20 protein-coding genes and 2 tRNA genes are annotated in these 23,117 nt (G+C 35.7%); 9 read left to right on the top strand and 13 right to left on the bottom strand.

Annotation, left to right across the window (positions count from 1 at the left end; all coding sequences use genetic code 11):
- Positions 1-91: 91 nt before the first annotated feature.
- Positions 92-397: an FtsB family cell division protein gene (locus B3P23_RS15785; protein WP_045752120.1), complete on the bottom strand. Its 306-nt coding sequence runs from the start codon at positions 395-397 to the stop codon at positions 92-94.
- Between the two features lie 366 nt (positions 398-763).
- Here B3P23_RS15785 and lpxB point away from each other — a divergent pair, with 366 nt between their 5' ends.
- Both lpxB and B3P23_RS15775 read left to right on the top strand, forming a co-directional pair.
- Positions 764-1,873 (top strand): lipid-A-disaccharide synthase, encoded by a 1,110-nt coding sequence (gene lpxB / locus B3P23_RS15780; protein WP_293927890.1) that lies wholly within the window; start codon positions 764-766, stop codon positions 1,871-1,873.
- A 65-nt stretch (positions 1,874-1,938) separates the two neighbouring features.
- Positions 1,939-2,577, top strand: coding sequence for a hypothetical protein (locus B3P23_RS15775; protein WP_045752118.1), 639 nt, complete (start codon positions 1,939-1,941; stop codon positions 2,575-2,577).
- A gap of 45 nt (positions 2,578-2,622) precedes the next feature.
- Here B3P23_RS15775 and B3P23_RS15770 read toward each other — a convergent pair whose 3' ends face one another.
- The 3 genes from B3P23_RS15770 to B3P23_RS15760 form a co-directional block, all read right to left on the bottom strand.
- Positions 2,623-3,588: a DUF3810 domain-containing protein gene (locus B3P23_RS15770; protein ID WP_293927896.1), complete on the bottom strand. Its 966-nt coding sequence runs from the start codon at positions 3,586-3,588 to the stop codon at positions 2,623-2,625.
- A gap of 121 nt (positions 3,589-3,709) precedes the next feature.
- Positions 3,710-4,765, bottom strand: coding sequence for a nucleoid-associated protein (locus B3P23_RS15765; RefSeq protein WP_248754227.1), 1,056 nt, complete (start codon positions 4,763-4,765; stop codon positions 3,710-3,712).
- Between the two features lie 23 nt (positions 4,766-4,788).
- On the bottom strand, positions 4,789-5,694 hold the full coding sequence (locus B3P23_RS15760) for a histone deacetylase family protein (protein WP_293927886.1): 906 nt from the start codon (positions 5,692-5,694) through the stop codon (positions 4,789-4,791).
- A gap of 128 nt (positions 5,695-5,822) precedes the next feature.
- Between B3P23_RS15760 and B3P23_RS15755 the strand changes: the two genes are divergently transcribed.
- Both B3P23_RS15755 and B3P23_RS15750 read left to right on the top strand, forming a co-directional pair.
- Complete coding sequence (locus B3P23_RS15755; protein ID WP_248754228.1) at positions 5,823-6,458, top strand: YceH family protein; 636 nt, start codon at positions 5,823-5,825, stop codon at positions 6,456-6,458.
- Between the two features lie 226 nt (positions 6,459-6,684).
- Complete coding sequence (locus tag B3P23_RS15750; RefSeq protein ID WP_293927881.1) at positions 6,685-7,560, top strand: DUF72 domain-containing protein; 876 nt, start codon at positions 6,685-6,687, stop codon at positions 7,558-7,560.
- Between the two features lie 67 nt (positions 7,561-7,627).
- Here the strand turns inward: B3P23_RS15750 and eno are convergent, their stop codons facing one another.
- The 6 genes from eno to B3P23_RS15720 all read right to left on the bottom strand — a co-directional run bounded on the left by eno (position 7,628) and on the right by B3P23_RS15720 (position 13,251).
- Positions 7,628-8,923, bottom strand: a complete 1,296-nt coding sequence (eno, locus tag B3P23_RS15745) for a phosphopyruvate hydratase (RefSeq protein WP_293927878.1) — start codon at positions 8,921-8,923, stop codon at positions 7,628-7,630.
- A 210-nt stretch (positions 8,924-9,133) separates the two neighbouring features.
- On the bottom strand, positions 9,134-10,234 hold the full coding sequence (gene carA, locus B3P23_RS15740; RefSeq protein ID WP_045752669.1) for a glutamine-hydrolyzing carbamoyl-phosphate synthase small subunit: 1,101 nt from the start codon (positions 10,232-10,234) through the stop codon (positions 9,134-9,136).
- 690 nt (positions 10,235-10,924) lie between these two features.
- Positions 10,925-11,923: a GTPase ObgE gene (gene obgE, locus B3P23_RS15735; protein WP_045752668.1), complete on the bottom strand. Its 999-nt coding sequence runs from the start codon at positions 11,921-11,923 to the stop codon at positions 10,925-10,927.
- A 44-nt stretch (positions 11,924-11,967) separates the two neighbouring features.
- Positions 11,968-12,537 carry an adenylate kinase gene (locus B3P23_RS15730; RefSeq protein ID WP_045752667.1) on the bottom strand — a complete coding sequence of 190 codons (570 nt, stop codon included), beginning with the start codon at positions 12,535-12,537 and terminating at the stop codon, positions 11,968-11,970.
- Between the two features lie 70 nt (positions 12,538-12,607).
- Positions 12,608-12,681 (bottom strand) — tRNA-Arg (locus B3P23_RS15725).
- A 496-nt stretch (positions 12,682-13,177) separates the two neighbouring features.
- Positions 13,178-13,251 (bottom strand) — tRNA-Arg (locus B3P23_RS15720).
- Between the two features lie 188 nt (positions 13,252-13,439).
- Here B3P23_RS15720 and B3P23_RS15715 point away from each other — a divergent pair.
- Positions 13,440-14,267, top strand: a complete 828-nt coding sequence (locus B3P23_RS15715; RefSeq protein WP_293927873.1) for an alpha/beta fold hydrolase — start codon at positions 13,440-13,442, stop codon at positions 14,265-14,267.
- A gap of 75 nt (positions 14,268-14,342) precedes the next feature.
- Here the strand turns inward: B3P23_RS15715 and B3P23_RS15710 are convergent, their stop codons facing one another.
- Positions 14,343-14,576, bottom strand: coding sequence for a hypothetical protein (locus B3P23_RS15710; protein WP_045752665.1), 234 nt, complete (start codon positions 14,574-14,576; stop codon positions 14,343-14,345).
- A gap of 580 nt (positions 14,577-15,156) precedes the next feature.
- Here B3P23_RS15710 and B3P23_RS15705 point away from each other — a divergent pair.
- The 4 genes from B3P23_RS15705 to smc all read left to right on the top strand — a co-directional run bounded on the left by B3P23_RS15705 (position 15,157) and on the right by smc (position 20,844).
- On the top strand, positions 15,157-15,768 hold the full coding sequence (locus B3P23_RS15705) for a TetR/AcrR family transcriptional regulator (RefSeq protein WP_045752664.1): 612 nt from the start codon (positions 15,157-15,159) through the stop codon (positions 15,766-15,768).
- A 1-nt stretch (position 15,769) separates the two neighbouring features.
- Positions 15,770-16,402, top strand: a complete 633-nt coding sequence (locus tag B3P23_RS15700; RefSeq protein WP_248754231.1) for a nitroreductase family protein — start codon at positions 15,770-15,772, stop codon at positions 16,400-16,402.
- Between the two features lie 54 nt (positions 16,403-16,456).
- Positions 16,457-17,158, top strand: coding sequence for a DsbA family oxidoreductase (locus B3P23_RS15695; RefSeq protein ID WP_045755954.1), 702 nt, complete (start codon positions 16,457-16,459; stop codon positions 17,156-17,158).
- 143 nt (positions 17,159-17,301) lie between these two features.
- Positions 17,302-20,844 carry a chromosome segregation protein SMC gene (smc, locus tag B3P23_RS15690; RefSeq protein ID WP_293927868.1) on the top strand — a complete coding sequence of 1,181 codons (3,543 nt, stop codon included), beginning with the start codon at positions 17,302-17,304 and terminating at the stop codon, positions 20,842-20,844.
- Between the two features lie 96 nt (positions 20,845-20,940).
- Here the strand turns inward: smc and B3P23_RS15685 are convergent, their stop codons facing one another.
- Together B3P23_RS15685 and murA are read right to left on the bottom strand one after the other, a co-directional pair.
- The gene (locus B3P23_RS15685) at positions 20,941-21,576 is read right to left on the bottom strand and encodes a YceI family protein (RefSeq protein ID WP_248754234.1); all 636 of its coding nucleotides are present in this window, start codon (positions 21,574-21,576) and stop codon (positions 20,941-20,943) included.
- Positions 21,577-21,687: 111 nt separating this feature from the next.
- Complete coding sequence (gene murA, locus B3P23_RS15680; protein WP_045753106.1) at positions 21,688-23,013, bottom strand: UDP-N-acetylglucosamine 1-carboxyvinyltransferase; 1,326 nt, start codon at positions 23,011-23,013, stop codon at positions 21,688-21,690.
- Positions 23,014-23,117 lie beyond the last annotated feature (104 nt).

The following is a 23,117-nucleotide window of genomic DNA, read 5'->3' as shown; positions in this document are numbered from 1 at the left end:
CCAATATTTTGGGGGCAGTCCATTGATGAAACAGCCTTTTTTGATATTATCAATGCGCTTATGACCATAAACCAGCGAGTAGCATGATATATTATTCTTTTTCTTTGGGTTCCACCTCTGTCACGATATAAACGTCTTCATTTTCCTTCTTCATCTTATACTTTTCTCGCGCTATACGCTGGACCTCACGTTGATCAGATCTAATGTCAGTAATCGTTTCGATGATACTCTGATTCTCTTTCTCATAAAAAGCCTTCTCTCGTTCTAAATTACTTTTTTGATGTTGGTAGCTATATTGCGTTGCAAAGTCATTGCGATCAAAAAAACACATCCATACGGTAAAAGCTATTGCCGCCAGAAAATATTTATTTCGAATAAGTCCTAAAAATCTATCCATAGTGCAAAAGTAATATTAAAGATCTATACATGCTAAATCTCAATTAAATATAGAAACATTTATTTGGAAAATCATTATGCATCAACCAAGTAGTATTTATTTATGGAAAAAGCCGGTAACTATCATCTCATATTAACAGCGAGGCATTGTTATTTTTATATTTAAAAATTCCATTATTTATGAGAAAAAATTCAATGGAATGAAGCATGCATAAATAAAATATGAAAAATACATAGTGAATACCCCAAAAAAAATAATGATCTATAAAAACGAGATAACTGATAAATTTGGTTAAATCCGCATTTAAATTGCGGATTTAACCAAATTTATCTAAGTTTAACCCTATTATTGAATAGAATCGAGCAAATGAAATATTATCTAATAGCAGGCGAAACTTCAGGAGATTTACATGGTGCAAACTTAATCAATGCATTAAAAATTGAAGACCCCGAAGCTACTTTTAGTATCGTTGGTGGTACGCAAATGGAGGAATCTGCCAATCAAAAAGCCCTGATTCACACTTCTGAAATGGCATTTATGGGATTTGTAGAAGTTTTAAAAAATTTAGGCACCATTTCAAAAAATCTAAAAAAGGTTAAGGAAGATATCATCAAACAAAATCCAGACTGCGTTATTTTAATCGATTTTCCTGGATTCAATCTAAAAATTGCAGATTTTGCGAAGAAAAAAGGTATTAAAACCTGTTATTATATCTCCCCTAAAGTATGGGCATGGAATCAAAAGCGAGTCGTTAAAATCAAACGAGTCGTAGATCACATGTTCTGTATTCTTCCCTTTGAAGTAGATTTCTATAAAAAATGGAGAATGCCCGTTGATTATGTCGGAAATCCACTTTTAGATGCGATTTCTTCCTATCAATTCAACCCTAATTTCATTGCCGAGCATCAACTTTCAGAAAGGCCTATTATCGCGCTACTTCCGGGAAGTCGTAAGATGGAAATTGCTAAATTGTTACCCGTCATGGCCAATTTAACGTACCTCTTCCCTATGCATCAATTTGTCATCGCTGGTGCTCCTAATTTTGATAAATCTTATTATCAACAGTACCTTGGGGACCAACAGATTCCAATTGTATTTAATGCCACCTATGATCTACTGAAACATGCCGAAGCAGCGGTCGTGACAAGTGGAACAGCCACCTTAGAAACAGGAATTCTTAAAGTCCCTCAGGTGGTGGTTTACAAGGCTAATGCGCTGTCCATCTGGATTGCAAAACTTGTGATCAAAGTAAAGTTTATCTCCTTGGTCAATTTGATCAACGACTATCTATCTGTCCGAGAGCTTATCCAAGATGATTGTACCACCTATGATATTGCACAGGAATTAGATCAATTGATCAATAAGCCTGAATATCGGGCTAGCGTACTGGAAAATTATGAAATATTGGCGCAAAAATTAGGTCAACCAGGTGCCTCAAACAAAACAGCTAAATTAATTGTTCAGTATATGAAGTAGCGCATTAAACTTTCAAAAACGCTATTCGTCAAATAGATGTTATTTAACAAAAATTACAAATAGCTATGAAAAAAATAATAACAATACTAACATGTGCCTTTCTGGCATTTCAGTCATATGCACAAAGTAATGTAGAGCACATCAGCAAATTGGAAATTGGGAAAAAGGCTAAAAAAGTCTACAATACCAAATCATCTGATTCAACAATCAATTTACATATTGATACCTTAATCATGGGAGATAAAGCGTCTTTGATGTTTTATGCGAATAAAAATGTCAATCTCACTATTGGGCATGCCATTATTGGCAACAATGCTTCCATTTCAGGTACCGATAGTAAAAACAATGGATCAAATTTTGATATTCAAGCAAATTTCCAAAAGTTAGGATCGCTATACATTGTAGCGAAAGGAGATAATGCCTTTAACGGAACAAGAACATTTCCAAATGGAAACGGTGGAAATGTAAAGTTATCACTTTCAGAAAATAGTATCGTACCACAAAGGGAAAACAAGAAGCAACCCAATTATCTTCAGATCGCTAACGAAGGCGGAGGTAAAAATGTCAATGCAACAAGTGATCTTCGATCAATTTATGATCGTGTGAGACAGGCACCAGCTGGATTACGAGGTCTTCCTCAGGGACAGATCTTCTCTGGAAGTCCGGGTATAGATGGTAAGACAGAAATTATTACCATAAAATAAAAATAGCGAGCCATGGCTCGCTATTTTTATTAGATACATGTTAGTCTAACGACAACCTTTCAGCTTTAATTCATAAGCGACCACCAGCTTGGTCATTCTATCATAACGCGCCAATCCTTCTTGCTGATTATTATGTTTTAAATAGCCGTTATAGAAGATGCCAAAGACTTTATTAGTCCAACCTGTATAATTACTCCAAAAAACAGCCTCCTGCTTCAGATCATCTAATACAAGTTGTGAAAGCCTGTTTTTATAATTGGCAAACAATTCCTCATCGATCCCCCTCAGCTCCTGTAGCATATACGATGTTGTTTGTAAATAGCTAGAATAGCGGTAAAAAAGCTCTGGATGATTTTTCAGTCGAACATAGGCAATAAAATTTGCCTCATCTTCAAACCCCACCCCCTGTTGATGTGCCAATTCGTGAACATACGTAAAAGGGCTGGAAAAAACAGGCATTGCAGTATTGACATGTGCTTCATGCGTAAAAGGATTAAAATATCCTGAGACACCAAAATAGGAAACCCAGTTACTATTGAGAGGTCCCTTTGCACCGACTAAAGTCTTTGAAAGAAAAGATTGAAAAGTGGTATCCGAATACACTAACTCCAACATCTCTCTTCTTATTTTTGCATCCTGATGCTCCCATTGCTTTGGATTTATCTGGGCGCGTAAAACATTTGTCGAATCGAGACATGCTTCCAAAACGACAAGATAATCAGCTAACTTTAGACTATCTGTGCTTAAACCGGTATTCTGAACAATGGGTGTCCGGTAATAGTTCATCCCCCAGCTTATATAAAAAAACAAGTATAAGCCCAAAATTACATTAATAAGATACACCAGGAATCTACCCGCATGAGCGTATCTCTTTTTTAAAAGATGCCTAATAACGGTAAACACTAACATCAAAAGGAAACAAACCGCAAAAAAATAAAATAAGTCTCCAATACTAAAAGGTAGATAACCAAAAATAGCTTGTGGCAAATATGAAAAAAAAGGATACCACATTCTTGAATAATAGTGTTCAATAAAAACAGTATTCTTTTCCAGAATAGTGATTACTGCAATAATAGAACACAGTATTGCAAAACAAATAAGTGATTTCCTTAACATATACTTCATTTAAAATTTAGCTCTCATTTTCAAAATATAGCTTATAATAGTTCATTCCCTTTTCTTCATCAAATCCCTTTTCAATATATTCTCGTTTCCCATGCAAATAAACATGAAAATTTTTATCCAGCTTTAATACTGTCTTATAAGAAGCTTCCATTTTCTTGACGGCTTTATCTGCTATATCAAAACTGCTTTGAAAAGGGGAATCAAATTCATCTTCAAACCCAGATCTGAAGTCATTAAACATGGTTGCCGCAATAGGATTACCGATTACTTCCTCTTCAAATTCTTCTTGATCAAAAGTCTCTTTCTCTTTGAAGTAATTCAATGATTTGTTGAGCAGATCAATCTTATCAGCCTTTTCTAGCTCAAACATATCATCCAACTTCTCATTTACAAAGTTTTTGTAGACCTTTAGATAATTGCCAGTTTGATTAAAATCATCATTTCGAATTTTAATATTTAGAAAATCATCTTTCCAATAGACAGCCTCGGTTTTATTGGTTTGATCCACAACCAGTACTTTGAATCCCTCCTCCTCTTCAACATTCACAATGATGACACCTTTATCCAGTTTATTGATATTAATCGCTTCCTCTTCGTAATCCAGTTGAAAACCACCTTGATTTGGATAAACCTTGAGATAAGTTTCCTTATTTTCTGATTTAAAAATTCCGATTGCATCATGATTTTCTCCTTCAATCTGTATATTTTTTAAAGAGACCACATATACTTCACCCGGTTTAATCTTAGGATGCATACAGACCTCATACAGATGCTTTGCTACTTGTTGAGAAAATTCATGAAAAGGTAATTGCTCCTTGAAGAACTGTTTGGTAAAGTGATAAATTTCATTCAGTTCCAGCTCCCCATTGGGATGAAACAAGCGATATACCTCATTTACTTTTGCAAAAGGACTCATAAAGTAGTGCATCAGAAGAGGAGGCAGCACTTCGTCATTTTCCAAAGGAACAGGTTGTTCCGATAAAATATAAAATTCTTCCTGCGACTTATTTCCTACACGGTGGATAGCAAGTTGATCAAAAGTAGCATCTTGATGAAAAAACATAGTTCTTATTTAAATCTGTATTATTAAAAATTATATAAATCGACAGCGATCTTAAATGTTTGGCAATGTGCATTGACAATATCTCTGATATGCATAGAATATCCTCCCCCCATACTGACCTGAACAGGGATTTTATTGGTCATACAAAGGGTAAAAACAAATTCATCACGCATCCGGCAAGCCTCAGGAGATAGTTTGAGTTTGCCTAATTTATCCGTTGCCAGTATATCCACACCCGCTTGGTAAAAGACAAAATCGGGTTTTACCTTTTTAAAAATTAGCGGCAAAGAATCACCTAATAGTTGCAAATATACATCATCTTCGAGACCATCAGCAACAGGAATGTCCAAATCCGACTGTTCTTTGATAAATGGAAAGTTTTTATCTCCGTGAATAGAATACGTGAACACACGGTTATCATCACGAAAAATATGTGCTGTTCCATTTCCTTGATGTACATCCAAGTCAATGATTAAAATTCTGTTTGCTAACTGCTTATTAAGCAAATAGCGCGCTGCCACAGCTTGATCATTAAGCAAGCAAAATCCTTCACCAAAGTCATAGCCTGCATGGTGTGTCCCTCCTGCAATATTAAAAGAAATATTATATTTTAGTGCATACAGCGCACACTGAATGGTACCATCGACCAGATAGCGTTCGCGATCAACAAGACTTTTTGTCAAAGGAAAACCGATCCTACGAATCATTTTAGCGTTTAATGTCAAATCAAAGATATCCCGAACATATATAGGGTCGTGAGCTAGACATGCTGTTTCAAAAGAAGCCAGAGCAGGTTCGAAAAAATTTTCCTTTCTCACAACACCTTCATGTAAAAGCTGTAAAGGAATCAATTCATATTTTTCCATCGGAAATCGATGACCTTCTCGTACGGGATGAATATATTCGGGATGGAACGCAATCTTCAACAAAGCAGTATATTTAAAACTTCACTAAGATAATAAAAAGGATATTTATTGGTTTTTATTGTGGATAATATTTAAAAATAATTGTTTCCCCCTATAAAAAATAGCATATTTGATTTCAACTCATTACATTTATGGAACTTAGCACCAAACCACAATTATCAACCGAAGAGCAGCGTGTATTAGGCGCTTTGATCGAAAAGTCAAAGGTCACTCCAGAATATTATCCGATGTCACTGAACGGTCTCCAAAGCGCCTGCAATCAAAAAACCGCTAGAAGACCCGTCGTACAATACTCCGATGAAACCATTATCAATACCTTAGCCATATTAAAGAAAAAAGGACTTATTGCACATGTTGTGGGTGGTGGAAGCCGCGTGACCAAGTATAAACACAATTTTGCCATACAATTTCCGTTGGTACCATCAGAATTAGCGATTATATGTCTACTCTTACTACGTGGACCGTTAACTGCAGGCGAAATAAACTCCAATTCAGGACGTCTTTACGATTTTGAAGCTTTAGAGGATATCACAGCCCAGTTAGATAAGTTAGCAGCAGAAGGATTCGTAAGAGCACTCGATAAACAACCAGGACATAAAGAAATCAGATATATTCATCTGTTAGGCGACGTTGATCTGGAACAATTTGAACAAACTCCTGCTACATCGGAAAGCACTGCACTTCTCCAAAAAAGAATTGAAACATTGGAACTTGAATTAGCACAACTGAAACAACAATTTCAGGAATTTTGGGATGAATTACATTAATACTTAATCAAAATCAATCCTTTTTTTAAGAAAATAACAAGATGTATGTTGATTTTTTCATCCGGGAGTTGCACCCAATGGAAGAGGTATCTATCTATGATTTCAAGAATCAAACGATTCAATATATTAACATGTTCGATCCCATGGCAAATTGGAAATGAAAAGTTGTATAGTATAATTAAACTTCATGACGCTTAATTTGTTATAAAGTATAAAAACATAAAATATGAAATTTGGACAAGTCACGAACCCCCAGGATATCGATTTTACCTTACCAGCGATCTCCCCTGAAACATTGAAATTACTCAAGCAGCATAAGAATAAAGCATCCTTTGAAGTTTATGTGGGCTGTGCCAAGTGGAATAAGACAGAATTGAAAGGCTTCTATCCGAGAGGAACTAAAGATGAACTCACTTATTACAGCAATCAATTTAATAGTATTGAATTAAATGCAACTTTCTACTATGCACCATCCAAGAAGCAAGTAGAAACTTGGAAGAATAAGACACCTGCAGATTTTAAGTTTTTTCCTAAAATACCGCAGTCTATCAGTCATTATAGTCGTCTATTGAATACCGAAGAAAAAGTAAAAGAATTTACTGACAATATCGTTTTTTTCGAAGAGAAGTTAGGGATGATTTTTTTGCAGATGCACGATAACTATAAACCAAAAGACATGGAACGCTTGCGTGAGTTTCTGTCAAAATTTCCAAAAGGTCTTCCACTAGCAGTAGAAGTACGAAATCAGGAATGGTTTTCAGATCCCAAAATAGCTGAGGCTTACTTTCAACTACTTGAAGAGTTTAGTATTACAAATGTCTTGGTTGATACAGCAGGGCGGCGTGACCTATTGCACATGCGCTTGACTACACCTATCGCCTTTATACGGTATGTTGGTGCCAATCATGCTTCGGATTACTCTCGATTGGATGAATGGATTGCGGTTATTAAACATTGGAGAAAAGCAGGACTGCAAAAGTTATATTTCTTTATCCACCAAAATATAGAAGTGGAGTCTCCTCTATTGGCAACTTATTTTATTCAACAATTAAATGCAGAGTTTGGTCTAAGTATCGTTTGTCCAAATAAAGGTAACGCCTAGAACTGGAAAAAATCAAAAAGCCTAATCAAATGACTAGGCTTTTTACTTTTATGCTTTATTAAAAAGATTATTTTTTAGCAAAACGGAAGTTTTTACCAATAAAACGTGCATTTGCACCTAATTCTTCTTCAATACGTAATAATTGATTGTATTTAGCCATACGATCCGAACGTGAAGCAGAACCTGTTTTAATCTGACCACAGTTCAATGCAACAGCTAAATCAGCAATTGTCGAATCTTCAGTCTCTCCAGAACGGTGCGACATTACTGACGTATAATTTGAATGCTGTGCCAAAGTAACCGCATTGATTGTTTCCGTCAAAGATCCAATTTGATTAACTTTTACCAAGATTGAGTTTGCAGTATCGGTATCAACACCTTGTTGCAAACGTTTTGTATTCGTAACAAATAAATCATCACCAACTAACTGGATCGTTGCACCGACTTTTTCAGTTAACAATTTCCATCCAGACCAGTCATCTTCCTGCATACCATCTTCAATAGAAATAATCGGATATTTCTCAGTCAATTCTGCTAAATAAGCAACTTGCTCTTCAGAAGTACGGATAGCACCTTTATCACCTTCAAATTTAGTATAATCGTATTTTCCGTTTACATAAAATTCAGATGCAGCACAATCTAAAGCCAAACAGATATCAGAACCTGGTTTGTAACCTGCTGCTTCGATAGCTTTTAAAACAGTTTCAATAGCATCTTCAGTACCATCAAAAGTTGGAGCAAAACCACCCTCATCACCTACTGCTGTAGATAAACCACGGTCATGTAAAATCTTTTTCAAGTTATGGAATACTTCTGTTCCCCAGCGCAAAGCTTCTGAGAATGAAGGTGCACCTACTGGCATAATCATAAACTCTTGGAAAGCAATAGGAGCATCAGAGTGAGAACCACCATTAATGATGTTCATCATCGGAATAGGTAATGTATTGGCATTAACACCACCAATATAACGGTATAGAGGTTGACGAGACTCTTGCGCAGCAGCTTTTGCAACAGCTAAAGAAACACCCAAAATAGCATTAGCGCCTAAATTTCCTTTATTTTCAGTGCCGTCCAAATCAATCATGATTTTGTCAATTGCATTTTGTTCAAAAACGTCAACACCTGCCAAAGCTTCAGCAATTTTAGTATTTACATTTTCTACTGCTTTCAAAACACCTTTACCTAAGTATTTTGATTTATCACCATCACGCAACTCTACTGCTTCGTGAACACCTGTAGAAGCACCAGAAGGTACTGCAGCACGTCCAACGAAACCATTCTGTGTCGTTACATCTACTTCGATAGTAGGATTTCCGCGCGAATCCAAAATCTGACGCGCATGTACATCAATAATTAAACTCATTGTAATATTGGTTTAAACTTTTTATATAGTATTTTATACAATACTTAGTGTAATTTTTACACTAAAAAATTATATTCTGATTTAATAATCAAATATAAATAAAATTGGGCTGATTAAAAAACGTAAAACACAATTTTATGGCAAGAATGAATAGCTAAAGAACAAAAAAAGAGGTTAGCAAATCGCTAACCCCTCTCCTATACGTATTCATTATTTTTTTATCAATTCAATGAAATCATCAAATAAATAACGTGAATCATGTGGACCAGGTGATGACTCTGGGTGATATTGTACCGAGAATGCATTTTTACCGATCACACGGATACCTTCAATCGATTGATCATTTAAGTTGATATGGGTTACTTCAACTTTATCAGACTGTTCAATATCTTCTGCAACTACACCAAAACCGTGATTCTGCGATGTAATTTCACAACGATTGGCAATGATGTTTTTCACAGGATGATTGATACCACGATGTCCATTGTGCATTTTTTGAGTACGAATATCATTTGCTAAGGCCAATATCTGATGCCCTAGACAAATTCCAAACATAGGCTGATCTGCTGCTAAAATGTCTTTTACGGTTTGTATTGCGTAACTCATCGCAGATGGATCACCAGGACCATTAGAGATAAAATATCCAGCAGGATTCCATTCTTGCATTTCAGCAAAAGTTGTTTTAGCAGGAAATACCTTGGCATAAACTTCTCTTTGATCGAAATTGCGAAGAATATTTTTCTTAATACCTAGATCTAGTACTGCAACTCGAACTGGAGCATCTTCATTACCGTAGAAATAAGGTTCGGTAGTCGATACCTGAGATGATAATTCAAGTCCATCCATAGATGGAACAGTAGCTAATGTTGCTTTTAAAGATTCAACATCTAAATTCTCAGATGAAATAATCGCATTCATAGCCCCTTTGTTGCGGATATGACGTACTAAAGATCGCGTATCAATATCAGAAATACCAACTAGATTTCCTTCTTCAAAATAGCTTTGAATAGATTCATCAGCCATTTTACGACTATAGTTAATATTATAATTCTTACAAACTAGTCCTGCTATTTGAATCTTACCTGATTCTGTGTCATCTTCATCAATTCCATAGTTACCAATATGGGCATTGGTTGTTACCATGATTTGTCCGAAGTATGAAGGGTCGGTAAAAATCTCTTGATAACCTGTAGTTCCGGTATTGAAACAAATCTCGCCAGTAGTCGTTCCAATTTTACCCGCTGCCTTTCCGTGATAAACTGTTCCGTCTTCTAAAACTAAAATTGCAGGCAATTTGCTGTAGTTGGTCATTATTTATTAAATATAAAATTGTTTTTAATAATTCCTTGCTTGATCGAAGTTTGGTGTATAAAAAAAGCCCTAAATGGGCTAAATTATCAACTAAAAAATTGATTTAACGATAACGAATTTATCGTTCTTTATAACATTTGCGAAAGCATTTACTTCAATTTTCACAGGAGACAAAGGTATAACAAAATCATCAAAGTAAAAAGACTTTTTTTATTTAATTGTGATATTCCAAATTTATTGACGTAATAAATTAAATTTCAGCACGAAAACCATGTATTTGTTATCCATTTTCAATGCTATTTATGCGATAATCCTATCCTATACCCATATAAGCAGAGTATATTGATGAATATCCAGATGCTACATCCACCAAAAGAGAACCAACCAGCTGCACCTATTTGTATCAGCCACGATGATGAATCCCGCAACTTTAAAAAGATACAATATCACGAACAAACACCCCTCTTTAACCTTTCGCATAGGATGACATGGTCAGTGTTCGTTATTTTTGCTAACCATATAGCAGAACTAATTCAAATCGAAGTTGCTTTGCGCAACAGTACTCCTATTTGCCACTATATCTGCGCTTAAAAGCATTAAATTGATCATAATGATACAATGTGGTATGAATTTAAAATAAGAAAGGCGATTGCTGTTTTGCAATCGCCTTTCTTATCCATATACGAATGATTATGAATTAATAGCTTTCCAGATCATGTCCTTCAATTGCAAAATATTTTTACCTGCAACCGATGATATGAAAATATGTGGCAATCCTTCCGGAACTTCTTTTTCCATCTCACGTTCCAATTCTTCATCCAGCATATCCGACTTCGTAATCGCCAATAATTTTGGTTTATCACGAAGTTCAGGATTATAAACAGATAACTCGTTCAATAAAATATCATACTCCTGTTTTATGGTACGTTCTGTATCAGCAGGTACCATAAATAATAAAACAGAATTTCGTTCGATATGTCTTAAAAATCGATATCCCAAGCCCTTTCCTTCTGAAGCACCTTCAATAATACCGGGAATATCTGCCATGACAAAAGATTTGCCATCACGGTAGCTCACAATACCTAAATTGGGAACCAGAGTTGTAAAAGGATAATTGGCAATTTCTGGTTTAGCAGCAGAAACAACAGATAAAAGCGTTGATTTTCCGGCATTTGGAAACCCTACTAATCCCACATCAGCTAATACTTTCAATTCCAAGATAATCCAGCGTTCCTGACCAGGCATACCTGGTTGTGCAAAACGAGGAGTTTGCTGTGTAGAAGATTTAAAGTGCCAGTTTCCTAATCCACCTTTACCACCAGGAGTTAAAATCTGCGTTTCACCATCTTCGGTAATTTCAAATAAAACTTCTCCGGTTTCAGCATCTTTAGCAACTGTACCAGCAGGAACTTCTAGAATTTCATCCTTACCCGAAGCACCTGTACTTGTAGCTGAGCTACCAGATTCACCACTAGAAGCAATGATATGCTTTCTATATTTAAGGTGTAATAACGTCCATAATTGTGTATTCCCTTTTAGAATAATGTGACCTCCACGGCCTCCATCACCACCATCAGGTCCACCTTTCATGGTTGTTTTATCTCGATGCAAGTGCGCTGAGCCAGATCCTCCGTGTCCCGATCGACAACACACCTTCACATAATCAACAAAATTCGAACCCTGCGCCATAGAAATAAAATATGTTTGTTAGTAAAACGTTTCCGTTTCCTTATTTAATAATTGTCAATAATAGCAGTTAACTCTCCGAAAATAAAATCAATATCACCGATACCGTTCACTTTGGACAATTTACCCTGTGCTTCATAATAGGGTAAAACATGAATTGTCTTGGTGAAATATTCATCAATACGTTTTACCAATTTATCTGCTGCATCATCTGCACGTCCAGAAATCTCCTGACGCTTGGCAATGCGTGTTTTTAATTCTTCTTCATTCACATCTAAAGCAATAACTACAGAAATAGAAGAGTTAATACCGGTTAGAAATTCATCCAACGCTTCGGCTTGTGCCACTGTACGTGGAAAACCATCAAAAATAAATCCTTTCGCTTCCGGATTTTTCTTCACTTCCTCTTCCAACATCGCAATCGTAATCGAATCAGGTACCAAATTTCCGTCAGCAATAATCTGACTTACTTGTTTGCCTAGAGCTGTCTGGTTTTGAATATGAGCTCTAAAGATATCACCCGTTGAAACATGAACTAACTGATATTTATCGATAAGTTTCTGCGATTGTGTTCCCTTCCCTGCCCCCGGAGGGCCAAATATTACAAGGTTTAGCATAGTAGTATTTAGAGTAATAGAGTAAAAAAATAAAAGCCTAATCGCTATATTGATTAGGCTTTTCAAATAGTGCGCTCAAAGGGAGTCGAACCCCTAACCTCCTGATCCGTAGTCAGGTGCTCTATCCAATTGAGCCATGAGCGCGTCAACCATTACGTCATCTTCATTGCTGTTCTTCCGTTTTGGTGATGCAAATATAGGCAAAATAGCACTGCCTCCAAATTTTTTTTTCAAATTTTATCTAATAGTCTGATAATGAAACAAAATAAATAATCGCTTATCGAATACTTTAATGATTACTTATAATCGATCTCAGAAGCTTCCTGATACCACATTATAGATCATGTACAAAACGTCTCAGCTATCAACAATCAGAAGTTAAAACTGGAATATTAATATCATACCTGATGATCAACTACAATAATAGCGTAAAAATTATTTTCTCTCTTTTATGTATAGCAGCAGTATCTCAATTTGGTCTTGGCTTATGATCGTCATAAAAAATCAAACATCATATTATATAACATAATTGATATCCCTTACACTATTAGTGGGCTCCGAGAAAATAGATGACAGATGATAGGAAAGATATAGAAAAAAGAAAAAGCTTAATCTTTATCAGACTAAGCTTTTGTAGTTGTGCACTCAAAGGGAGTCGAACCCCTAACCTCCTGATCCGTAGTCAGGTGCTCTATCCAATTGAGCCATGAGTGCATTTTAATTTGACTTGTTTAAAAGTCATACCCTTTTGTTTGGTGATACAAATATCGGGACTTTTTTCAATTCTGCAAACTATTTTCCAACTTTTTTGATCAAAAAAACTAATATTTTTTTTATCTTATTGATAGTATTACATTTACAGGAGTTATTTTTTTAATATTTTTTTTCATAAAGACGATCCTATGTTCCAAAAGGAAACGAAACTAAGCAAAATACGCATCGATGATATCAGCATTTCTTACATGATAAGACCAAGCAAGCTGCATATGCCGCAAAAGACGATTATATTTTTACATGGATTTCCATTTAACAAAAACATGTGGCGTGAACAACTATTGGATCTGGATGAAACAATGACTGGTATTGCAACTGATATTAGGGGACATGGACATAGCACTCGAGGGCATGGATTTTTTAGTATCGATGTATTCGCAAAGGATTTAATCAAATTGATCACTCATTTAAATTTAAATAATGTTGTGCTTTGTGGCGTATCCATGGGAGGTTATATTGCACTTCGGACCTATGAATTAAAGAGTGATAAAATAAAAGGACTTATTTTAAGCGACACGCACGCATTTGCCGATGATAATCAAGGCAAACAAAAACGTTTTGACTCGATCCAAGCATTACTGAAATATGGTAAGCGTCCCTTTTCTTTAGGATTTATTGAAACTATTTTTTCCAAGAAAACATTATCCGACAATCCTCAAGCGATTGAAGTGATTAAAAGTTCGATCAGAAGAAACGATTTGGCGAGCATCTGTGCTACGCAATTAGCTTTGGCAGCTCGAACAGATACCACGGCAATGCTATCGTCTATTACTGTTCCCACTCTCGTGATTAAGGGAAAAGAAGATAAATTGGTAAATGAAAAGCAAATTAATAGCTTACTGGAGGGGATAGCAGATGTTAAATACGTTGAATTTGCAGCATCTGGTCATTTGCCTAATTTAGAAGAACCCAAAAAATTCAACCAGGAAATCAACTCTTTTTTACGTTCTTTTTAATTAAAGAGCGTAAAAAAATGCAGTGGATAAAAATCGACACTGCATTAAATTGGATGTTCCAATAGAAACCAAGTTTTATAAACCACGGTATTTACTTTGTTTATATTTAAAAAAATCATTCAAATGCTGTATATTTTCCTTTCTTTCCTCCGATTTACGATAAGAAATAATGGCATCCCAGATAAACAAACCAAACGCCAATGCTGCAAAAAGTACAGGTAAGCTTAGTAAGTTTCCAGTTGCATTTTGCATGATTAACCAAGTTGAAATAACTACCGTCAATAAAAATTTAATAATAAATCCTAACATAATAATAAATTAAAGTGAATTGAATAAGACGCTGGCAATTCTTGCCCCACGTGTGAATAAACGATGATGCTCAGTTTTGAAGTCTTAGTTCACTAGCATAAAATATGACCAGCAACCTAAATTGGTGGAGAAGAACCAATATATGGATGAATCAAAACTATGAAGTCAATTTTTAAAATAGCAAGAAACGTATGGATGAGAAAAAAAATTTATTTTTTTTCATGAGTGCTATTCAAGAACTGACCAAAATTAAAGCCATCATAGAGCATTTAATTTTGCACCAACCACAAATGTACTAATTTTTTTAGATATAACAAAATGTTATGCGCAAAATATTAGTTAACATGTATTATATTTTATTTTATAAATAACTAAAATTTAAGTAAATAAAAAGTATAGGACTCATAGCCAGATGATATTATCCGATAGTTGAAAATATGGAGAGCATCTGATAGAATGATCAAAATATCGCTTGTCATGGTAGGAGCATCTGTCATATGAGTGTAGTAAATTTGGCATGATATTCAGGTTTTAAAAATCATTGTTAATTTTGCTAACACTGTTAACTAATGAAGTATAGATGGGGGTTGTAGAGCGCAAATTAAGAGATTTAGAAAAAATTAAATTACAAATAATTGAACAGTCATGGCTTATTGTAGAGGAAGAGGGCTGGCAGGCACTTTCGATTCGTAAAATTGCCGATGCTATCGAGTATAGTGTACCCGTGATCTATAAGCACTTTGAAAACAAAGATGCCATTATTGCTTATTTTACTAGACAAGGTTTTGCGATGATGGCAGAGCAACTCGCTTCTGCCGTGGACCTCAATAAAAATGCTGACGACAATTTATACAACATCGCCACATCATACTGGAAATTTGCCCTTGAACATAAAAAATGTTATGAAATTATGTTTGGATTAGGCATTCCACAATGCGAGGTCGTTAACAGTATTAAAGAAATGAAAGCAACATCTACTGTCATGTTAACTTGCATTTCCAAATGTATAACAGAAAATAATGTCGATCAGATCGATCTGTATTTAAAGTTCAAAACCTTTTGGTCGATTTTACATGGCATTATTACTATTGAATTTCTATCAAACAAAGAAACCAATCCAGAAGAAGTGTCTCCAATTTTAACAGATGCGATTCAAGGATTTATTATATCATTAAAACATCATAATAACTAACATGAGTTTATTAGAAGATTTAAAATGGAGATATGCCACCAAGAAAATGAATGGCACTCCTGTAGCACAAGAAAAAATTGACTACATTTTAGAAGCTGCTCGCCTAGCTCCTACTTCCTCTGGATTACATCCTTTTCGCGTCATTGAAATTTCTGATCCAGAATTGAAAGCTAAAATCCAGCCCATCGCATATGGACAATCACAAATCGTCGATAGTTCACATATCTTGGTATTTGCAGCGTACGATGCCTATACAAAAGAACGTGTCGAAGCAACTTTTACACAACAAGCAGAAGAAAGAGGATTACCATTAAACTTTGCAGATGATTACAAAAATAACTTATTCGCACAATTATCAGCATTGTCTCAAGAACAGCAATTTAGTCATGCTGCGCGTCAAGCTTATATTGGTTTTGGATTGGCATTAGCAGCTGCAGCAGAGCAAAAGATTGATGCCACTCCTATGGAAGGTTTCAACAATGAACAATTAGATGCCTTACTTGAACTGAATAAATTAGGTCTTAAATCAGTGTCCATCATAGCAATCGGCTATCGTGATGAAGCTCATGACTGGTTAGTGAACATGAAAAAAGTGAGACCGCTCCAAGAAGATTTTATTATTAAATTTAACTAGATATATTTCTGGGAACCCTCTAATGAAGAGTGTTCCCATTATTAAGCACATATTATGAAAATAGAAATTTGGTCTGATATCGTTTGTCCTTTTTGTTATATCGGCAAAAAAAGATTAGAACAAGCTTTAGCATCCTTTCCACATCGTGATGAAGTAGAAATTGTATGGAAATCCTACCAATTGCATCCTCAATTTCCACAAGATGCAGCAGGCATACCCGCAGTTAAGTACATCAAAGATGCTAAAGGATTGAGTGAAGAAGAGACTTTGGGCATGATGCATCAAGTCCAGTCCATCGGCAAGTCTCTGAATATTGACTTTAATTTTGAAAAATCATTGATCGTTAACACCTTAAATGCACATCGCCTCATTCATTTCGCTCAAGAAATCGGTCAGGGCAATGTATTAAAAGAGCGCTTATTTAAAGCTCATTTTAGTGAAGGTAAAGATATCAATCATATCGACAGTTTAACTGCACTCGCTGTAGAAATAGGTCTAGATCAAATAGCTGTTGAAGAGCTGCTACACAGTGACCGCTTTGCCTACGAAGTGACACAAGATATTCAAGAAGGCATCAACTTAGGTTTACGTGGTGTTCCGTTTTTTGTTTTCAACCAAAAATTTGGAATCGCAGGAGCACAACCTTTAGAAATGTTTGAGAAAACACTTCGTCAAGCCTATGATGATGCCAAACCGGCAATCATTATGAATGATAATGAAGGTCCTAGCTGCGACAGTGAAGCAGGATGTTGTTAATGGTATTCGATGAACAATTTTCATAATCAGACATAACCATCAGGTTACCAAAACTTATGCTTTTGAATCGCAAAATCGTGCGAATAAGTTGAACTTATTTCTTAATTTCGTTTCCTATTTAATGCAGAAAAATTGTAGTATAAATGCAGTTAACCAAACTAGAAATAAAAGGATTCAAAAGCTTCGGCGACAAGATCACCATCAACTTTAATGAAGGCGTCACGGCTATCGTGGGTCCTAATGGTTGTGGAAAATCAAATGTTGTAGATGCAATACGTTGGGTTTTGGGAGAGCAAAGTACACGGATGCTCCGTTCAGAAAAAATGGAAAATATCATTTTTAATGGAACGAAAAATCGTAAAGCCGCAAACTTGGCTGAAGTATCGCTCACGTTTGATAATAATAAAAATGTGCTTCCTACCGCATTTACGACAGTCACCGTGACGCGTAAATTGTTTAGAAACGGGGATAGTGAGTATCGATTGAACGATGTAAAATGTCGTTTAAAAGATATTACTGACCTCTTTCTAGACACAGGGGTTGGTGCTGATTCGTATTCGATCATTGAACTGAGAATGATCGACGAAATCATCAATAATAAAGAGAACTCACGTCGTAATCTATTTGAAGAGGCTTCAGGAATTTCCAAATACAAAGTTCGCAAAAAACAAACCTTAAATAAGCTTAGAGACACCGAAGTCGATTTAAGTCGCGTAGATGATCTGCTTTTTGAGATCACTAAAAACTTAAGGTCTTTGGAAGGTCAAGCTAAAAAAGCAGAAAAATATACGCTGTTAAAAGATGAATACCGTCACAGTAGCATCAATCTAGCCTACTATCGCATCGGAGATTTCAGCAGTGAATTGGAACGTTTACAGCAGCAGGAATCTAAATTGAACAAGCAAAGCACAGATGCTCAAGAACATATCAGTAAAGCTGAAAATGAATTGAAGCAAATCCGTGAAGATAATTTAGAGCAAGAAAAAAACGTTTCCCTGCAACAAAAAGCAACGCAAGAGTTTATCAATAAAATCCGAAATTATGAGTCGGAAAAAAAAGTTAAAAACGAGCAGCTTAAAAATCTTCAAGATAAAGAAAATCGGCTGAATCTGGAGATCAACAATGACAATCAGCAGCTCAATCATGTGCTCTATACCATTAAACGTCTCCATGAAGAATTATTTCATGAGCAACAGCAATTGGATAATTTTCAAGCAAATCTTGAAAAAGATAAATTTGAAGTCGAAGAACTGAGAGGTCAACAGCAAGCTGCCAAAGGAAAACTCGATGCTTTCAATAAAGCAAGTACATCATTGCAGGACAATATTTATAGGCTTGAAAAAGATATTGCAGTATTAAATATACAAAAAGAAGCTCTTTTACAAGAGTCTGTCCGCACACTGGCGGATACCGAATCAAAAGAAGCAGAATTAAATCAATTCAACATCGCTGTTGCCGAGTTGGAAGGATGTGTTGAAACACAACAACAACAGTATGAGACTGCTATCCAAATGGAAGAAGAGTTGCAAACTCAACTGCAGCATCATACTACAAACATCAATACCCTCAAAGAAGATCTAAGTAAAGAATCTAGATTGGCAGATGCCAAGCAAAACGAATATAACTTAACAAAATCATTAATAGATAACTTAGAAGGATTTCCGGACTCCATTCGATTTTTAAAGAAAAATGCAGGTTGGAAAAAGCAGCCACCTTTATTTTCGGATATCCTATTCTGTGAAGAAGATTATCGTGTAGCTATCGAAAATTATTTGGAACCGATCATGAACCATTATGTCGTGGAAACACAACAGGATGCTGTTCAGGCGATCAACCTTTTGAGTGACGCGGCCCGTGGACGTGCAAATTTCTTTATTCTGGATGCTATTGAGTCAGTACCCACTGCTCCATCAATTGATCATGACCTCCTAACACCGGCATTGGATGTGATTACTGTTGATGACAGATTCAAACCCCTGTGTCAAGTACTGCTGCAACATGTTTTTATTTTACAACGTGAACGTGATCATGAACTCGAACTAGCACTACCTCAAGGAGATACCATTATTTTACAAAAAAATGGCAAATTTTCTAAAAGCAAATTAGGGCTATCAGGAGGTTCTGTTGGATTATTTGAAGGAAAAAGAATTGGACGTGCTAAAAATATTGAAATCTTAGCGAAAGAAATCAAAACGCTTAATGAAAGTATCCATATTTTACAAGATAAAATAGCAGATGAGACTGGACGCTTAACAGCTTTACAATCGAATTCGCAAAAGGAAACAATTGATGAACTTCGTTTTCAATTAAACCGGTTAAATAATGAACTGATATCTGTTAAAACAAAACAAGAACAGTATCAAACCTTTATTACCAATGCGCTCAATCGCAAGAAGGATATACAAGATAAAATTGTCGCCATCGAAAATGATTTGTTGATTTTGGAACCCAAAATACAAGATTTCAAAAACGAACGTGAACAACAGGTTGGTGATTTACAAGACTATCAGGATCGTTTCAATGAAATTTCTGAAATCTTAACCGAGAAATCTGCCAGCTATAATCAAGGGAATATTGCTTACCACCAACAGCAAAACAAGGTTTCAAATATCAATAAAGATCTTGAATTCAGAGAAACTCAACAAGATGATTTTCAAAACCGTATCGAACGTAACAGTAAAGATCTCGAAGAAGTGCAACTTTCTTTAAAAAATACTGCCCAATTCGTCGATGAAGAAGATGAAGATCTCGTGGATATGTACACGCAGAAAGATGCGTTAGAAAAGGGTTTAGAGGACTTAGAAAAGAATTACTATGGCGTACGGAAACAAATCAATGAGCTTGAGGAACAGATCATCCAGTATCGTCGTTCAAAGGAACAGGACGATCTTCTAATTTCTGAAATAAAAGATAAGAAAACAGCACTTCAAATTGATCTCAACACGTTAAAAGAGCGCCTCTCAGCGGAGTTTAATATTGAATTGAAAGACTTATTGGAACAGGAAGAAGCGCCCACAATTACCGAAGATCAGGATGCACTTGTAGCCAAATGTACTAAGCTGAAAAAACAGTTGAATGAGTATGGTTCTATCAATTTAATGGCCAAAGAAGCTTTTGATGAGATGAATGAACGTTACAACTTTATCAATAAAGAAAAAGCTGATTTATTAGAAGCAAAAGGATCTTTAATGGCAACAATTAAAGAAATTGATGATACCGCAGAAGTACAATTTATGTTTACATTCAATAGTGTCCGTGATAACTTTATCAAAGTTTTCCGTTCCTTATTTAATGAAGAAGATAGCTGTGATTTAATCCTAACAGATCCTTCCAAACCTTTAGATTCGGATATTGATATCATCGCGCGTCCAAAAGGAAAAAGACCACTTTCGATCAATCAGTTATCTGGGGGCGAGAAAACATTGACCTCTACGGCGCTTTTGTTCTCGCTGTATCTATCTAAGCCTGCTCCCTTCTGTATCTTTGATGAGGTAGATGCACCATTGGATGATACTAATATTGATAAATTTAACAACATTATTCGCGACTTTTCGAAGAACTCACAATTTATAGTGGTTTCTCACAATAAGAAAACGATAGCAAGCACCGATATCATCTATGGTGTAACCATGGTCGAGCAAGGTGTATCACGCGTAGTTGCTGTAGATTTGAGAGATGTTGCTTAAGGTTTCATAACAATTGCTAAGGCGGCCTATTGTATAAAAAAAGGAGCGATAAAATTTTATCGCTCCTTTTTTTATACTGCTTCTAAGCAGTTGATATTATTTAGTCGCTACCAAAGAAACCTTAAAGTTAATTTCAGCAGAGATTAAATCATCTTTTTTACCTTCATAACTTACACCCCAATCTGCACGAACGATATTAAAATCAGCTTCTGTTTTGATTGTTGTTGCAGTAGATTCAACAACTTTAGTATCGAATGAAATATTTTTAGTAACACCTTTGATTGTTAAGTTACCAGAAACTTTCACATCTTGAGGAGTTGCACCAGCTTCAGCTTTAGTGATAACAAAAGTGGCTTCTGGAAATTTAGCTACATCAAAGAAGTCTGCTGCTTTCAAATGTCCATCCAATTTCTCCTTATACTCACCTTCCAAATCTGTAGAACTAATTGTATTCAAGTCCAATGCAAATGTACCTCCGGTCAGAACACCGTTATCTACACTTAAAGTACCTGATTTAATTGCAATTGTACCTGTATGTGCACCTGTTACTTTTGTACCTGTCCATACCACTTTCGATTGTGCAACATCTACTTGATAAACATCTCCTGCGGGAGTAGCAATTTGTTCAGTAGCGACAGAATCTTGAACTTCGGCTTTTTTTCCTTCAGGATTTCCAGCGCATGAAGACATGATAACAGCTGCAATAGCGGGCAATAACAATAATTTTTTCATAATTAATATACTTTTATATGTTTAAACATTTGATTTATCAAATATATTATAAGATTGAAATAAAATCTACCTTTGTAGTATACAAAATTAAATTATGACAATACCATGTTTTTAATGTCCTTTTGGAGTTGCCTCTACACGTCGAATATCAGCCCCTAGTTTTTTCAAGCGTTCTTCAATATGTTGATAACCACGTTCTATTTGTTCGATATTATGAATGGTAGACGTGCCTTTAGCTGACAAAGCGGCAATTAATAAGGATACTCCTGCACGTATATCTGGAGAAGTCATCTCAATGCCTCGCAAAGGATACATTTTATTTAACCCAATCACAGTAGCGCGATGTGGGTCACAAAGAATGATTTGAGCACCCATATCGATTAATTTATCAACAAAGAAAAGACGGCTTTCAAACATTTTTTGATGCACCAAAACATTTCCTTTTGCTTGTGTAGCCACAACCAAGACAATACTTAATAAATCAGGTGTGAATCCTGGCCATGGAGAATCGGATATCGTTAAAATTGATCCATCAATAAAAGTATCGATTTCATATGAATCTTGAGCTGGAATAAAAAGATCATCACCTCTTAGTTCCATTTTAATTCCTAATCGTTGAAAAACAGTAGGAATAATCCCCAGCTCCTTATAACAAACATCTTTGATGGTAATCTCAGAACCTGTCATAGCTGCCAGTCCAATGAAAGAACCAATCTCAATCATATCGGGCAACATGCGGTGTGTAGTACCGCCTAAGCGCTCTACTCCTTCTATGGTAAGCAAGTTTGAACCGATACCTGAGATTTTAGCTCCCATGCGATTCAACATTTTACATAACTGTTGTAGATATGGCTCACATGCAGCATTATAGATTTCAGTCGTTCCTTTTGCCAATACAGCTGCCATCACAATGTTGGCAGTACCGGTCACTGACGCTTCATCTAATAAAATATATGCACCTTTTAATTGAGAAGCATCAACATTGAAGAAATGATTTTCCGCATCGTAGATAAACTTAGCTCCCAACTTTTCAAATCCCAAAAAGTGCGTATCCAAACGTCGGCGACCGATTTTATCACCTCCTGGTTTCGGAATAGCAGCCTTTCCAAAACGAGCTAATAAAGGTCCAACGATCATAATAGATCCGCGCAAACTTCCGCCTTTTTCCTTAAACTCGTTGGATTGGAAATAATCAATATTAATATTTTTTGCTTCAAAGACATAAGTATCCTCGTCAATCTGATTAACACTTACCCCTAGAGCTTTCAAAAGATCAATTAATTTATTCACGTCCTTAATATCGGGAACGTTACTGATTGTCACGGGCTCCTCCGTCAACAATACTGCAGACAGTATCTGCAATGCTTCATTTTTTGCCCCCTGAGGAATAATCTCTCCTTTTAATGGCTTCCCGCCATTGATTTCAAATGCATTCATTCGTACACCTATATCTTTTTATATTCTCTTTACGTTATCTATAAGAAAAAAAGCAATTGAAAAGAAATATAAATTACTTCACAATTGCCTTATCTAATACCCAA

It is taken from the genome of Sphingobacterium sp. UBA6320 (assembly GCF_002440335.1).
Lineage (GTDB): Bacteria > Bacteroidota > Bacteroidia > Sphingobacteriales > Sphingobacteriaceae > Sphingobacterium.
Note: the sequence above shows the minus strand (reverse complement) of the source record. Positions and strands in the feature narration are given on the sequence as shown.

Coding starts and splice junctions, on each gene's coding strand:
- B3P23_RS15785 (WP_045752120.1), bottom strand. CDS start 397: ATGGATAGATTTTTAGGACTTATTCGAAATAAATATTTTCTGGCGGCA.
- lpxB (WP_293927890.1), top strand. CDS start 764: ATGAAATATTATCTAATAGCAGGCGAAACTTCAGGAGATTTACATGGT.
- B3P23_RS15775 (WP_045752118.1), top strand. CDS start 1,939: ATGAAAAAAATAATAACAATACTAACATGTGCCTTTCTGGCATTTCAG.
- B3P23_RS15770 (WP_293927896.1), bottom strand. CDS start 3,588: ATGTGGTATCCTTTTTTTTCATATTTGCCACAAGCTATTTTTGGTTAT.
- B3P23_RS15765 (WP_248754227.1), bottom strand. CDS start 4,765: ATGTTTTTTCATCAAGATGCTACTTTTGATCAACTTGCTATCCACCGT.
- B3P23_RS15755 (WP_248754228.1), top strand. CDS start 5,823: ATGGAACTTAGCACCAAACCACAATTATCAACCGAAGAGCAGCGTGTA.
- B3P23_RS15750 (WP_293927881.1), top strand. CDS start 6,685: ATGAAATTTGGACAAGTCACGAACCCCCAGGATATCGATTTTACCTTA.
- eno (WP_293927878.1), bottom strand. CDS start 8,923: ATGAGTTTAATTATTGATGTACATGCGCGTCAGATTTTGGATTCGCGC.
- carA (WP_045752669.1), bottom strand. CDS start 10,234: ATGACCAACTACAGCAAATTGCCTGCAATTTTAGTTTTAGAAGACGGA.
- obgE (WP_045752668.1), bottom strand. CDS start 11,923: ATGGCGCAGGGTTCGAATTTTGTTGATTATGTGAAGGTGTGTTGTCGA.
- B3P23_RS15730 (WP_045752667.1), bottom strand. CDS start 12,537: ATGCTAAACCTTGTAATATTTGGCCCTCCGGGGGCAGGGAAGGGAACA.
- B3P23_RS15715 (WP_293927873.1), top strand. CDS start 13,440: ATGTTCCAAAAGGAAACGAAACTAAGCAAAATACGCATCGATGATATC.
- B3P23_RS15710 (WP_045752665.1), bottom strand. CDS start 14,576: ATGTTAGGATTTATTATTAAATTTTTATTGACGGTAGTTATTTCAACT.
- B3P23_RS15705 (WP_045752664.1), top strand. CDS start 15,157: ATGGGGGTTGTAGAGCGCAAATTAAGAGATTTAGAAAAAATTAAATTA.
- B3P23_RS15700 (WP_248754231.1), top strand. CDS start 15,770: ATGAGTTTATTAGAAGATTTAAAATGGAGATATGCCACCAAGAAAATG.
- B3P23_RS15695 (WP_045755954.1), top strand. CDS start 16,457: ATGAAAATAGAAATTTGGTCTGATATCGTTTGTCCTTTTTGTTATATC.
- smc (WP_293927868.1), top strand. CDS start 17,302: ATGCAGTTAACCAAACTAGAAATAAAAGGATTCAAAAGCTTCGGCGAC.
- B3P23_RS15685 (WP_248754234.1), bottom strand. CDS start 21,576: ATGAAAAAATTATTGTTATTGCCCGCTATTGCAGCTGTTATCATGTCT.
- murA (WP_045753106.1), bottom strand. CDS start 23,013: ATGAATGCATTTGAAATCAATGGCGGGAAGCCATTAAAAGGAGAGATT.